Annotated in this window: 12 protein-coding genes and 1 pseudogene; 10 read left to right on the top strand and 3 right to left on the bottom strand. The window is 70.6% G+C overall.

The genetic code is table 11. The annotated features are described in order from the left end of the window. Positions 1 to 81: 81 nt before the first annotated feature. The 3 genes from C6N31_RS14180 to C6N31_RS43790 are packed head-to-tail and all read right to left on the bottom strand — an operon-like array spanning position 82 to position 1,141. Positions 82 to 642, bottom strand: a complete 561-nt coding sequence (locus C6N31_RS14180; protein WP_232485169.1) for a DUF421 domain-containing protein — start codon at positions 640 to 642, stop codon at positions 82 to 84. 56 nt (positions 643 to 698) lie between these two features. Next, the gene (locus tag C6N31_RS43795) at positions 699 to 887 is read right to left on the bottom strand and encodes an RICIN domain-containing protein (RefSeq protein ID WP_244809588.1); all 189 of its coding nucleotides are present in this window, start codon (positions 885 to 887) and stop codon (positions 699 to 701) included. Then, entirely contained in the window at positions 884 to 1,141 is a 258-nt protein-coding gene (locus C6N31_RS43790) for a ricin-type beta-trefoil lectin domain protein (RefSeq protein ID WP_232485215.1), read from the bottom strand. Before C6N31_RS43790 ends, C6N31_RS43795 begins: the two co-directional genes overlap by 4 nt. Before the next feature lie 10 nt (positions 1,142 to 1,151). On the opposite strand from C6N31_RS43790, the gene C6N31_RS14170 reads away from it, so the two are divergent. The 10 genes and pseudogenes from C6N31_RS14170 to C6N31_RS14125 all read left to right on the top strand — a co-directional run bounded on the left by C6N31_RS14170 (position 1,152) and on the right by C6N31_RS14125 (position 12,864). Then, positions 1,152 to 1,361, top strand: coding sequence for a hypothetical protein (locus tag C6N31_RS14170; protein WP_232485168.1), 210 nt, complete (start codon positions 1,152 to 1,154; stop codon positions 1,359 to 1,361). 164 nt (positions 1,362 to 1,525) lie between these two features. Next, positions 1,526 to 2,836, top strand: coding sequence for an MFS transporter (locus C6N31_RS14165; protein WP_138352484.1), 1,311 nt, complete (start codon positions 1,526 to 1,528; stop codon positions 2,834 to 2,836). A 104-nt stretch (positions 2,837 to 2,940) separates the two neighbouring features. Continuing rightward, positions 2,941 to 3,159: a hypothetical protein gene (locus tag C6N31_RS14160; RefSeq protein ID WP_138352485.1), complete on the top strand. Its 219-nt coding sequence runs from the start codon at positions 2,941 to 2,943 to the stop codon at positions 3,157 to 3,159. A gap of 199 nt (positions 3,160 to 3,358) precedes the next feature. Further along, positions 3,359 to 4,891 (top strand): carboxylesterase/lipase family protein, encoded by a 1,533-nt coding sequence (locus C6N31_RS14155; protein WP_138352486.1) that lies wholly within the window; start codon positions 3,359 to 3,361, stop codon positions 4,889 to 4,891. Between the two features lie 86 nt (positions 4,892 to 4,977). After that, positions 4,978 to 5,991, top strand: a complete 1,014-nt coding sequence (locus C6N31_RS14150) for a LacI family DNA-binding transcriptional regulator (RefSeq protein WP_198357631.1) — start codon at positions 4,978 to 4,980, stop codon at positions 5,989 to 5,991. 839 nt (positions 5,992 to 6,830) lie between these two features. Continuing rightward, positions 6,831 to 7,257: pseudogene (locus tag C6N31_RS14145) on the top strand (sugar transferase); the annotation flags it as partial. A 157-nt stretch (positions 7,258 to 7,414) separates the two neighbouring features. Beyond that, positions 7,415 to 8,731 (top strand): nucleotide sugar dehydrogenase, encoded by a 1,317-nt coding sequence (locus tag C6N31_RS14140; protein WP_138352488.1) that lies wholly within the window; start codon positions 7,415 to 7,417, stop codon positions 8,729 to 8,731. Beyond that, positions 8,721 to 9,986: a glycosyltransferase family 4 protein gene (locus C6N31_RS14135; protein WP_164292949.1), complete on the top strand. Its 1,266-nt coding sequence runs from the start codon at positions 8,721 to 8,723 to the stop codon at positions 9,984 to 9,986. The genes C6N31_RS14140 and C6N31_RS14135 overlap by 11 nt, the downstream gene beginning before the upstream one ends. Then, positions 9,983 to 11,350 carry a Wzz/FepE/Etk N-terminal domain-containing protein gene (locus tag C6N31_RS14130; RefSeq protein ID WP_198357630.1) on the top strand — a complete coding sequence of 456 codons (1,368 nt, stop codon included), beginning with the start codon at positions 9,983 to 9,985 and terminating at the stop codon, positions 11,348 to 11,350. Before C6N31_RS14135 ends, C6N31_RS14130 begins: the two co-directional genes overlap by 4 nt. Next, entirely contained in the window at positions 11,347 to 12,864 is a 1,518-nt protein-coding gene (locus C6N31_RS14125; protein WP_198357629.1) for a Wzz/FepE/Etk N-terminal domain-containing protein, read from the top strand. The genes C6N31_RS14130 and C6N31_RS14125 overlap by 4 nt, the downstream gene beginning before the upstream one ends.

Below are 12,864 nucleotides of genomic sequence, written 5' to 3'. Positions count from 1 at the left end.
ACGATGAGGTACTCGTCGCGGATGGGCGCACCGGCGAACCAGGATTCGAGGATCTCGCGTGGTGCCCTGGCGGGGCGACCGCTACGAGGGGCGGCCCGTGGCGAGGTCCTTCAGCAGGTTCTCGATCGTCGTCAGGCGGGCCTGCAGGGCCTCGACGTCACCGCGGGTGGCGTTCTGCTCGGTGGGCTTGAGGGTGATGATCAGATGGCCGTCCGGTTCCAGCCGGCCCGAGGCGACATCCGCGATCGCCTCACCGTTCTGCATCCGGACCGCGTGCTCGATCTCGGCAGACCGCAGCGCCAGGTCACGCATGGCCTGCGGTACGAGCTTGCCGTCCTCGATGACGGTGGTCGGGGTTCCTTCCAGCAGCCGCTCCGCCCGGGAGTCGCCGGCCAGCCAGCGGTTCACCGCGGAGTTGACGGCGATCAGGGTGAACGCGCCGATCACCCCGCCGAGCAGACTGTTGTCCGGCCCGATGATCGCGTTCTGCACGACGTTGGACAGCAGGAAGATCACGACGAAGTCGAAGGTGTTCAGGTTCGCCAGGCCCCGTTTTCCGGCCAGTCGGAACAGGATCAGGATCAGGGCGTAGACCAGGACGGTGCGGATGATCTTCTCCGCGATCGGCACCTGAACTGACATCAGGTCATGCCACACGACAACTCCTCCGGATTGTGACGCCCACCAGGACCCGCCGGTCAGGCAGCGCAGAGGGTCACGCTACGCGCCGTCGGTCCGGCGCACGCCCGTGCGCCGCGCCGTCGGTCACCGGCGGTCCGCAGCCACTGCTGGCTCGTGCTTCCTGTGTCGCTCTGCTGCACTACGGCCGCGAGGTCGGCGGTGGAGTCACCGGCCACGCCGAGGACCTTGCCGCTGCGGCCGCTCACGATCCTGACGTAGCCGCCGCCCGCGTCGGCCAGCGTCCACTGCTGGTTCGTGCCGCCGTGCGGCTGTACCGGATCAGCGCCGTACCGGTGGAGGTGGAGGCGCCGGGTACGTGGATGGCCTTGTCGCTGCGGCGGTTGACCAGCGTGCAGACGGTCGGCATGGGGGTGGGGGTCAGGGTGGTGGTCCCACCGGAGGCCAGGGTCACGTCCTGGCTCCACGCGCCGGCCCGGACGGTGGTACGGGTGCCGCCCACGCTGTGCAGGGTGACCGAGGTGACCTGGCCCGCGCTCCCGGCCCTCGGCGCGACGAGCAAGGCGGATCTCCGTGCGCTGCTCCGGGCGGAGCCGAAGCTGATCCTCGGGGTCCTCGTCTTCATCGCGGCGGCCGTCGCGGCCCGCCGGGGATCCAGGAAGGCCATCAGGTCGCAGGACTTCGGAACGCGGCTGTGGGACGAGAGCAGCCGACAGGGCTGACCGGCCGTTAACGGCTGTTCAATGCCCCGTTCTCCGGGAAGCACCTCCGCCATCACATACAACCATTAAGGTCTCATTCGCACGTTCGAGTACATGGACGGCCTCGGCTGCGCCGGCAACTCCTCCGCCGATTCCGCCGCCACCGGCAACTGGAGCTCCTGAGCATGTATCTCGCGGACCGCTCCGCCCCCAGCGGGGCGACCACCACGCCGGGCCGTACACGCGGCCGCCGGTTCCCCGGGGTCTCCTCGGTGGTGTTCGCGCTGGGCGCGGTCAGCCTCATCACCGACATCTCCTCCGAGATGGTCACCGCCGTCCTGCCGCTGTACCTCGTCGTGGGGCTCGGCCTCAGCCCGCTGGGCTTCGGCGCGCTCGACGGTGTCTACAACGGTGTCAGCGCGCTGGTCCAACTGGCGGGCGGCCACCTCGCCGACCGGGTGCGGAACCACAAACTCATAGCCGGGCTCGGCTACGGACTGTCCGCGGTGTGCAAACCGCTGCTGCTCCTCGTGCACAGCCTGGGTCCGCTGGGCGTGGTGCTCGCGCTGGAGCGCACCGGCAAGGGGCTGCGCACCGCCCCGCGCGACGCGATGATCTCCCTGTCCACGCCACCGGAGTTCCAGGGCCGGGCCTTCGGCGTGCACCGGGCGATGGACACCACCGGCGCGGTGCTCGGACCCGTCGCCGCGTTCCTGATCCTGCGCGCGGCGACCGACGGCTACGACGCCGTCTTCGGCGTCAGCGCCTGCGTGGCCGTACTCGGCGTGCTGGTCCTGATGCTGTTCGTACCCGGGAAAGTGCGCGCCGGGCAGGCCGAACCGGTGACACCGGACGAGGCCGGGAGTGGGGAGCGGGCCGGGGCCGAGGTCGTGGACAAGCAACCCGTCGACCTTCGCGAGGCGTTGCGCCTCTTGCGCATGCCGCGGCTGCGCGGGCTCGCCGGCTGCGCCGCCCTGCTCGGCCTCACCACCGTCAGCGACGCCTTCGTCTATCTGCTGCTGCAACGCCGTACCGGCATCAGCGAGTACTGGTTCCCGCTGATGCCGCTCGGCACCGCCGCGGTGTTCCTGCTGCTGGCCGTGCCCGTCGGTACGTTGGCCGACCGGGTCGGGCGGCGCGTCGTGTTCCTTGTGGGGCACGCCCTGCTGCTCCTCGCGTACACGCTGCTGCTCTGGGCCCCCGACCTGCCGGCCCTGCCCTATCTCGTGCTCGCGCTGCACGGCATGTTCTACGCCGCGACCGATGGTGTGCTGCCGGCCGCGGTCGCCGCCATCGTGCCCGAGCAGTTGCGGGCCAGCGGCCTCGCGCTGGTCGGCACCGGCCAGGCGCTGGCCCGGTTCTGCTGCTCGATCGCCTTCGGTGCGGCCTGGACCGTCTGGGGAGACGGTCCGGCGCTGGCGGGATCCGCGGTGGGCCTGCTCTGCTGCGCGGCCGTCGCGGGTGTGGTGCTGCGGCCGCCGGGCGGCCGCGCATGATCCGGCACCGTGTACCTACGCCCGCCGCGGTGACGTGTGTACCGACGCTTTCTGTCGCCTCGCAGCTCCCCGCCACTCCTGTCCCGGCATCCGCAAGGATCCCGATGACGCCAAAGCGCCGCCTGCTCATACTCGCCACGGCGGTGCTCCTCCTCGCGGGGCTGGGAATCGGACTGGTCCTGCACGCCGCCTCCCGCGCATACAAGAAGAACCAGCCACAGTCGGGCGCGGTCGGGACCACCGACTTGTGGAGCGTTCCCGCCGACGGCGCCGGAACGCCCCGCCTGCTGATCCCCGGCGCTTCTTCCCCCGCGCCTCTGTAACCACGGCGGACGACCGCGGGACCACCCACGATATGCAGGATGGTTGACGGTCGTCGAAATGGCGGCATAGCCTCAGGGGGAGCAGGTCGAGCGTGTGCGTGGCGCGCCGCGATGTCAGTGACACGTGTCTCTTCGCACCTCGGCCGTAGCTGCCAAGCCTCTGCCGACGCTCGTCGGCCGCCAGGGAAGGAAGCCTCTGATGGTTGGTGCCGGAGACCAGGATGTGCCCGTCGTGGAGTTGTCCACGGGCACGTTGCGCGGCCGCACGGAGGGCGGGGTCGCGGTGTTCAAGGGGGTGCCGTACGCCGAGCCGCCCATCGGCGACCTGCGGTGGCGCCCGGCGCGGCCGCACCCGGGCTGGAGCGGAACGAGGGATGCGACGGCCTACGGTCCCAGCGCCCCGCAGATGTTCATGGAGGGCGGTGACCCGGTACTCGGCGGCCACGGCTTCCCGCCCTTCGACGAGGACTGCCTGACGCTCAACGTCTGGACGCCGTCCTCCGACGCCTCCGGCCGGCCGGTGCTGGTCTGGATCCACGGCGGCGGCTTCGTCTCCGGGTCCGGCTCGCTGCCCAACTACTCCGGTGAGACCTTCGCGCGCAACGGCGACCTTGTGGTGGTGTCCATCAACTACCGCATCGGTCCGCTGGGTTACCTCTCGTTCGGCTCGGACGCGGACGGGGAGCCCGCCAATTTCTGGCTCACCGACCAGGTCGCCGCGCTGCGCTGGGTGCGGGAGAACATCGCGGAGTTCGGCGGCGACCCCGACAACATCACCGTTGCCGGCCAGTCGGGCGGCGCCATCTCCACGGCGGCGCTCGCCGGCCACCCGGAGGGCAGAACCCTGTTCCACCGCGCCATCCTGCAGAGCCCGCCCTTCGGCCTGCACGTTCCCACCCGCGCCGAAGCCCTGGAGCGGACCACCGTCTACCAGGAGATCCTCGGCGCCAAGGGCATCGCGGACCTGCGGGCCGTGCCCTGGCCGCGGCTGATCGAGGCGGGCGGGGAACTGTTCGGGCGCACGATGCGCTGGGGCTACTGGCCCACACCGTTCCTGCCCGTCATCGACGAGGCGACGATGGACCGGCACCCCGTCGAGACGCTGCTCAACGGCGCCGGGTCGGACATCGACGTGCTGATCGGCTGGACCAGGGAAGAGGCCAACTTCGGGTTCGGGCTCGACGAGAGGTACGCCGCCGCCACCCGGGACGAGGTGATCAGCAGGGCGGCGGACACCTTCGGTGAGGGGGCGGCGGAGGCGTACGCGGCCTACGCGGCGACCCGGCCGGGCGCGCGGCCGGTGGACGTGCTGATGGATCTGATCTCGGACGAGCTGTTCCGCGTGCCGAGCGTGGATCTGGCCGAGCGCCGGGCCGCCCAGGGGCGACCGGTGTGGGTGTACCAATTCGACTTCCCGACCCCCGCGCACGACGGCCGGCTCGGTGCCGCCCACTGCCTGGAACTGCCCTTCACCTTCAACAACTTCGACCAGTGGTCGCACGCGCCCTTCCTGGAGGGGATCCGGCCCGCGGCGCGCGACGGCCTCGCCGCGTCCATGCACCAGGCGTGGATCTCCTTCATCCGCACCGGCGATCCGAACCATGCGGCGCTGCCAGTCTGGGAGCGCTATGACGAGCAGTCCCGTACGACCATGCGTTTCGACTCCGTGATCACGGCCACCGCCGACCTCGCGGGGGACTCGCGGAGATTGCACGGTTCTGCGAGCCGGTGATAACGCGTGTAACCTGATCTCTGAACCTGTGTGCTCCGGGCTGACGTGCCCGTGGGCGCACCACCGGGGAATTGATCAAGGAAGTCATGGCCAAGGACGCTCCCGCTCAGCCGCCACGGACCATCACCAGCGCGGATGTGGCGCGCCTGGCCGGGGTGTCCCGGGCCACGGTGTCCTTCGTGCTCAACGACACCCAGGCGCACCGGGTCAGCGAGAGCACCCGCGCCCGGGTACTGGCCGCCGCCGACCAGCTGGGCTACGTCCCGCACGCCGCCGCGCGTTCGCTGCGTGCCGGACGTAGCAATCTGGTGCTGATGCCGTCATCGGTGTCGGCGATCGGCAGGCTGGTCAGCGATTGGGTGGACGATCTGCACAGCGAGCTCGACCGGCGCGGTTACACGGTCGTGCTCCATGCCGGCCGCTTCCCCGACGCCGTCACCGCCGCGCGCGCGTGGGCCGAGCTGCGGCCGGCGGCGGTGTTCGCTCTCTCCGGCGACTCCTTCACCCCGGAAGCGGCCGATCTCCTGCAGCGCGCGGGAATCCGCGGGCTGCTGGCGTTCGCCGCCCGTCCGCTGGCCGGTGCGCACACCGTCGCGTTCGACCACGCGGACATCGGCGCCGCCGCCGTCGACCACCTCGTCGCGCGGGGGCGGCGCAACATCGCCGTGCTGATGCCGCAGGAGCGCGGCCTGAGCGCCTTCGCCGAACCGCGGCTGGCCGGAGCGCAAGGCGTCGCGGCCACACGCATGGCGACCGTGACCGCCGTGGAGGTGGCGTACACCCAGGACTCCGCGGCCCAGTTGGCAGAGCGCTGGCGGGAGCTGGGCTTCGACGCGGTGTTCGCCTACAACGACGAGTACGCGGCGCTGCTGATGCACGCCTTCCAGGACGTGGGCATCGGTGTCCCGGACGACGTGGCCGTGGTCGGCGCCGACGATCTGGTGCTGGCCTCCCTGCAGCGCCCGCCGCTCACTTCCATCCGCCTCAACCTGCCGGGGCCGGGCGTCATCGCCGAGACGCTCCAGCAGCTGATCGAGCACGGAACAGCGGAGCCCGTCGACCCGGTGGACGTCACCCTCATCCACCGGGCGTCCTCCTAGCGTCCGATCATTGGGTCCGGCGACCGTTCAACTTGATCGGCTCCGCCCGCGACGCCGTTGACTTGGGAGTTCACTGATCCAACTGGCGCCCGCATCTGGCGTCGTGCGGGGGCTGCCGGTCCGCCTGTGCACCCGCAAACGGGCCATGCCGTTCCTCCGTGCCGTCGATCGCCCACACCCGCATCCACCGCCCCGTGCTGACCGACAAGATCCGCCGGACAGGCTCTGAGTGCGGCCCAGTTGGCAGCGCCAGGACGCCTCCGGGTTGCCGCTACCGGCAACCCGGTGAACTCCGTCATCACAGGTCACAAGGCACGTCTTCGTCACCAAGGCACCCGCAGACGGTCACCGGTCCCTGGATCCACTGGATCCAGCTTCAAATGTTGGGCACAAATTCCACACATCCACCTCTTCAGACGGGCCCCGAGGGTCTAGACTGACCGTGCTTCACATGGTGGGATACGAGGCGACAAATCATGATCTCCAGGTCAGGCGTTGCGGGCAGCCAACAGCTGCGTCTCCGCCGCCGGATATGGGGGTGATCAATTCCTGGAGCCCGCGAAGGGGGCTTGGGTGCGGGGAGCACCCGAGGTTTCGACGGGTTCCCGCGCACCTTGAGAGTTCGGCAGGACACGTGAGTCCGCTGTTGTCGGGGTGGGTTGTTCAAGTAGCTCTGAAATAGCCCGGGTTGTCATGCGGGCGGGGGCCTCCCGAGAGGAGGAACAGTGCGGGGGGCGGGGGCCTCCCGAGAGGAGGAACAGTGCGGGGGGCGGGGGCCTCCCGAGGGGAGCAACAGTGTTGGACGAACACGTCGAGCCACTGGGGACCTGGGGGGTTCTGTGCGGCAAGGGGGACTAGTCAGGCCGTTTCCGTCGGCGCGCGGGCGTCTGGCGAACGGAGCGATCAGACAGCCCGCGTTCGAATGGGAGCAGCGGTACCGCCGTGCCGTGGTCACCGGCGATACGGTGGCCACCGCCTTCGTGGTGGCGGCGATCGGCAACTTCTTCAGGGCCCGGGACGCGGCCAACTGGCATGAGAACTGGGGAACTTCTCACATTCGGCACCGAGCTGCTGGTGCTGGGAGCGCTTGCGGTGAGCCGGTCGTGGGCTCCGGCCGTGCTCGGCCAGGGCGCCGAGGAATTCCGCCGGCTCGGACGCTCACTGTTCACGGCGACCGTCGTGCCTGCGCTCGGCGGGATCGCCCGCACCTCGCGCAACATCAAGCTCTGGATCTTCGTCGCGATCCCCGCGATCGAACTCGTCACCACGGTGAATTTGTGGAAGACGCCGCGCGCGGTGCTTCAGGGGCAGGGGGCCTTCTGATGCGCGGGGGGCGCCGTCCGGTCGGCGCACGGACCGCAGGCCGAATGGCCGGCGGACGGACAGCAGGCCGAAAGGGCCTGCCCGGGGGGAGGAACGGGACATGAGAGTAAGCGTCTTTGGGCTCGGCTACGTGGGCTGCGTGTCGGCCGCGTGCCTGGCCAGCCTGGGTCACGAGGTCATCGGGGTGGACGTGAGCCAGGTGAAGGTCGACCTGGTCAACGACGGCAAGGCCCCGGTGGTCGAGGAGCGGATCGGCGAGCTCATCGCCGAGGCCGTGCGGACCGGAGCTTTACACGCCACCGGCGACGTCCGCGAGGCGATCATGGGCAGCGAGGTGTCGCTGATCTGCGTGGGCACGCCGTCGGAGCCCAACGGCAGCCTGTGCACCACGTACTTGGAGCGGGTCACCGAGCAGATCGGTGCTGCGGTGGCCGAGCGGGGTGGGCGGCAGACCGTCGTGTTCCGCAGCACCATGCTCCCGGGCACCTGCCTGAACCTGCTGGTGCCGATCCTGGAGAAGTACGTCGGCGGCACGGCCGGGGTGGACTTCGGGGTCGCGGTCAACCCGGAGTTCCTGCGCGAGGGCACGAGCGTGCGGGACTTCTTCGACCCGCCCAAGACCGTCATCGGCGAACTCGACCCGGCAAGTGGCGACGTGGTGGCGGCGCTGTACGACGGAGTGCCCGGCGAGGTGTTCCGGGTGCCGATCCCGACGGCCGAGGCGATCAAGTACGCGGACAACGCGTTCCACGGACTGAAGATCGGCTTCGCGAACGAGCTGGGCGCGGTGTGCCAGGCGCTCGGGGTGGACTCGCACCAGGTGATAGACGTGTTCCTGGCCGACCGCAAGCTGAACATCAGCCCCGCCTACCTGCGACCCGGCTTCGCCTTCGGTGGCTCCTGCCTGCCCAAGGACCTGCGCAGCCTGGTCCACGCCGCACGGCGGGCCGACGTCTCGGTGCCCATCCTCGCCCACGTACTGCCCTCCAACTCCGACCATCTGCAGCGCGCGGTGGAGCTCGTCGAGCGCACCGGCAAGCGTCGGGTGGGCCTGTTCGGTCTTTCCTTCAAACCCGGCACCGACGACCTCCGCGAGAGCCCGCTCGTCGAGCTGGCGGAGAGACTCTTCGGCAAGGGTTACGACCTGCGGATCTACGACCCCAACGTGAACCTCTCCCGGCTGCTCGGCGCGAACCGCGAGTACATCGAGACCCGGCTGCCGCACCTCGCACAGCTGCTCGCGGGCTCCGTCGGCGAGGTGATGGAGCACGCCGAGGTGTGCCTGATCGGAACCAGGGATCCGGACGTGCTTTCGGCGCTGCCCCATGGCGAAGGACCGGTGCTCATCGACCTCATCCACCTTCCCGACGCCGACGTGCGCCGGGCCGAACCGGGGTACGTGGGCCTTGCTTGGTGACGCGGTCAGCGGCGACGGGACGGCCGGTCGCGCGCTGATCCTGGTGGAGAACCTGTCGGTGCCGTTCGACCGGCGGGTGTGGCAGGAGTGCACGACGCTGCGCGACGCGGGCTGGACGGTGCACGTCATCTGCCCCCAAGGGACAAAGCGGGACACCGAGGCGGAGGCGGAGATCGACGGGGTGCGGATCCACCGCTACCCGTTGCGCGCGGCCACCGGAGGGCCGGCAGGCTACCTGCGGGAGTACGGATCGGCGTTGTGGCACACGTTCCGGCTGGCCCGCAAGGTCGGCCCGGTCGACGTGGTCCACGCCTGCAACCCGCCCGACCTGCTGTTCCTGCCGGCACTGTGGCTGAAGCGGCGCGGGGCACGGTTCGTCTTCGACCAGCACGACCTGGTACCGGAGCTGTACCTTTCCCGGTTCGACCGCGGCGAGGATCTGCTCTACCGCGCCGTGTGCGCGCTGGAACGGCGGACCTACCGGGCCGCGGACGTCGTGCTCGCCACGAACGAGAGCTACCGGGACGTGGCACTGCGCCGTGGCGGCCGCCAACCGGCGGACGTCTTCGTGGTGCGCAGCGCGCCCCAGACCGACCGGTTCCAACCGGTGCCGCCCGAGCCGGAGTTGAAGAACGGCAAGCCCCATTTGCTGTGCTACCTCGGCGTCATGGGCCCGCAGGACGGCGTCGACTACGCCTTGCGGGCCCTCGCGAAGCTGCGCGACGAGCTCGGGCGGACCGACTGGCACGCCGTGTTCGTCGGTTCCGGCGACGCCTTCGACGCGATGGTGGAGCTGTCCCGGCAGCTCGGGCTGTCCGATCAGGTGGAGTTCACCGGGCGCATTCCGGACGCCGACCTGGTGCGCTATCTGTCCACCGCGGACGTGTGCCTCTCTCCCGACCCGCGCAATCCGCTCAACGACGTGTCGACCATGAACAAGGTCCTGGAGTACATGGCGATGGGCCGGCCGATCATCTCGTTCGACCTCCGGGAGGCGCGGGTCTCCGCCGGCGACGCCGCCCTCTACGCGCCCGCCAATGACGAGGCCGAATTCGCCAGGCTCATCGCGCTGCTCCTTGACGATCCGGAGAAGCGGGCCCAGATGGGCAAGATCGGCCAGGAGCGGATCAGCGGACAGCTTTCCTGGCGGAACTCGCAAGCGTCGCTGCTCGCCGCCTACGCCGCTGCGTGCCGTGACCACACCCCGGTGTCGGCGGGCGACCCGGTCCGCACAGGGAAGAGGCAGCACCGTTGAGCGATGACACGATCCGCCTGGTCACGATCGGGTGGATTCTCCGTCGACGGTGGCGGCTTCTCGCCGTCCTCGCCCTGGTGGGCGCGCTCGTCGGCTACGGCACCTCGGTGCTGTTCCCGCCGCGGTACACGACGTCGGCATCGGTACTGCTGCCAGGGCAGTGGGAAGAGCGCGAGCTCCTGACTCAGGTGGATATCGCGACCAGTTCGGTGGTGGTCGACCGCGCGGCCGCCGCTCTCGACTGGACCAAGGTCAGCGGCACCGAGCTGCGGGATCGAGTGAGCGCCAAGGCCGCCGACGGGAACATCATCAAGATCTCGGGAACGGCCGACACCCCGGAGCACGCGCAGCAGCTCTCCGACCGGATGGCCCAGCAATTCGTCAAATTCGCCGCGCGGATCGCAGGCGGCAGCACCGACCCCGACGCGGCTACCGGGACTGAGGCCCTGCGGCAGAACGTGGTGGAGACCAACCGCCGCATCACCGACCTGGCCAATGCGGCAGATCCGGGGCAGACCGTGGAGAGCGTGCAGGCCCGCACCGACCTCGAGAAGTTGCGCACTTCGCTGGAGGAGGCCATGACGAAGCTGGACCAGGCCGACCCGGCGACCAACAAGGCCGGCATGGTCGTCATGGGGCCGGCGGCCCGGCCGACCGGTGAGGCGCCGCCGACGAGGATGCAGCTCATCGTCGGCGGGGCGCTGCTGTTCTTCCTGCTCGCGGTCATCGGCCATCTCGTCGCCGCACGGGTGAATCGCCGACTGCGCACCGAACCGCAGATCGCCGCGGCGCTGGGCTCGGCGCTCCTCGGCACCGTCGACGTGCCTGATGAACGGCGCGCGCACCAGCCAGCAGGTCGTGGCCCGCGAGCCCGGATCCGCCGACTCCTCGGCGTCGACACCCGGTGGGACATACCGACCCCGCCGAGGTCCGGCGACGAGGCCGGCTCGCGGATCCGCTACCGGCGGGTGTGCGCTCGCCTCCGGGACCAGCTGCCGGCCCCCCGGCGGCTGCTGGTCGTCGTACCGGACGGCGACGAGATCGCCCGCCGGGCCGCCGGGCAGCTCGTCGCCGAGGCCCAGGACGATCCGCAGCTGCGGGTGGTGGAGGTCTCGGTGGACCGGCCGACAGTGCCGGACCGCGACACCGAGTCCGGTGCCCTGGTCGTGCTCAGCGCGGGCAGCTGGACCGCTGAGGAGCTCGCCGGCATCGCCGAGGCGTGTGCGGACGGCAGGCATGAGGTTGTCGGCATCGTCGTCGCCGGCACGGTCCGGGCCAGTCCGACGCGATCCGCCGACCATCCTCCGGACAACGCCACTGCGGCGCTCGCGGTTCACAGTCACGCGACGGGAGGTTCGGTGTGACGACGAGCACGACTTCGGAGTCGTCGGCAGCCACTCCGCTCCTTGACCTGCAGGGACTGGTGGTGGCGGTGCGCAGGCGCCGCCGCCTCTGGTGCTCCCTGGCGCTCCTGGGACTGCTGCTCGGCGCGGCGGTGGCGGTCCTGCGGCCGCCGCCGCCGGCCGCGGTGACCAAGGTGCTGGTCGCGCATCAGCAGGACCAGCCGAACGACCCCGGAACGCTGATCCGCACCGACGTCGCGCTGCTGCAAACCACGCGAATCGCCGGTATGGCCCTGCAGTCCCTCGGCTCCCCTGAAAAACCAGAGGACTTCATGCTGGACTACGCGGGTGTCGGCCTGACCAACAACCTGCTGCAGATCAATGTGACAGGTGACACCGACGCGGAAGCGGTGGCCCGCGCCAAGGCGCTGGCCGACGCGTTCGTCTCGGACCATGTGAGACGGATTCAGGAAGCCGCGAACGCCGAGTCCAAGGCTCTGCTCGACCAGCGTGACCGCATGCGGGACGAACTCGCCAAGGTCAACAAGTCGATCGGAAACGGACGGCCGGGGAGTGGGCCGACAGCGTCGGCGGACCTGGAGTCGCTCTTCGCCCGCCGGGCCGAGCTCACCTCGCGGATCACCGATTTCGGCCAGCGCGCCGCGGAGGCGCGCATCGGCACGCCCCAGCTCGTCGCCGGCACACAGATCGTGGACGCCCCGCGCGCGGTGCAGCACTCCCTGCCCAGGGCCGCTGCCACCAACGCCGCGATCGGGCTCGTCCTAGGGCTCGTCCTCGGGCTCGCGGTGGCCGCGGTCGGCACGGTGGTGGCGGACCGCCCCGTGCTGCGCCGGGACATCGCGGCGAACCTGGGCGCCTCGGTCATCGCGGAGCTGCCCCGCCGGTCGGGCAGGCGGTGGCAGCGCCGACGGACCCGGGCGGCCCGCGAACGGCTCACCGCGACCCTGGCCCGCACCGTGCGCGGCTCCGCGGAACCGGTGTCGCTGCTGGAACTGGGCTGTGCGCGCAGCACGAGCGTGATCGCCCTGGACCTCGCCGAGGCACTGATGGCGGAGGGGCCAGTGGTCATCATCGATGGTCTGCCCGGCTCGCAGCTCGCAGGCCGCCGCCCGAAGCCGGGAGACCCGACCGTGGTCAGCGGCGAGGGTGCCGCGGCCGTGTCCCATCAGGAGCGCCGACTCGGTGTCGGCTCGGTGGCCCCCGGCACGGCGTGGACCGGCCTCCCGGACCTCGGTACCCAGACCGTGCTCGTCGTGCGTGCCGGGCACGGCAGCACCGCATGGCTGCACACCGTGGCGCGGCAACTCGCGGACCTGCTCATTCCGGTGATCGGTGTGGTGCTGATCGACCCCGATCCGCGGGACAGGACCGACGGCACCCTGTGGGACGGGCTGCACACCGCGCTGCGCGGTCACAACGAGCGGCTGGCCCGGCAGAACGCGCCGGGCCGACTGCTGACGGAGCGGCCGTCATGGGCCGTACGAGTCCCGGACAGCGATCAGGAGGCACGGTAA

The organism is Streptomyces fildesensis, assembly GCF_016107395.1.
In the GTDB taxonomy this organism is placed as follows: domain Bacteria; phylum Actinomycetota; class Actinomycetes; order Streptomycetales; family Streptomycetaceae; genus Actinacidiphila; species Actinacidiphila fildesensis.
The sequence above is the reverse complement of the archived record's forward strand: the minus strand, read 5'-3'. Positions and strand labels throughout refer to the sequence as shown.

Excerpts from the sequence above, each read along its gene's own strand:
- C6N31_RS14165 (WP_138352484.1), top strand. The coding sequence starts at position 1,526 with ATGTATCTCGCGGACCGCTCCGCCCCCAGCGGGGCGACCACCACGCCG.
- C6N31_RS14160 (WP_138352485.1), top strand. The coding sequence starts at position 2,941 with ATGACGCCAAAGCGCCGCCTGCTCATACTCGCCACGGCGGTGCTCCTC.
- C6N31_RS14155 (WP_138352486.1), top strand. The coding sequence starts at position 3,359 with ATGGTTGGTGCCGGAGACCAGGATGTGCCCGTCGTGGAGTTGTCCACG.
- C6N31_RS14180 (WP_232485169.1), bottom strand. The coding sequence starts at position 642 with ATGTCAGTTCAGGTGCCGATCGCGGAGAAGATCATCCGCACCGTCCTG.
- C6N31_RS14140 (WP_138352488.1), top strand. The coding sequence starts at position 7,415 with ATGAGAGTAAGCGTCTTTGGGCTCGGCTACGTGGGCTGCGTGTCGGCC.
- C6N31_RS14150 (WP_198357631.1), top strand. The coding sequence starts at position 4,978 with ATGGCCAAGGACGCTCCCGCTCAGCCGCCACGGACCATCACCAGCGCG.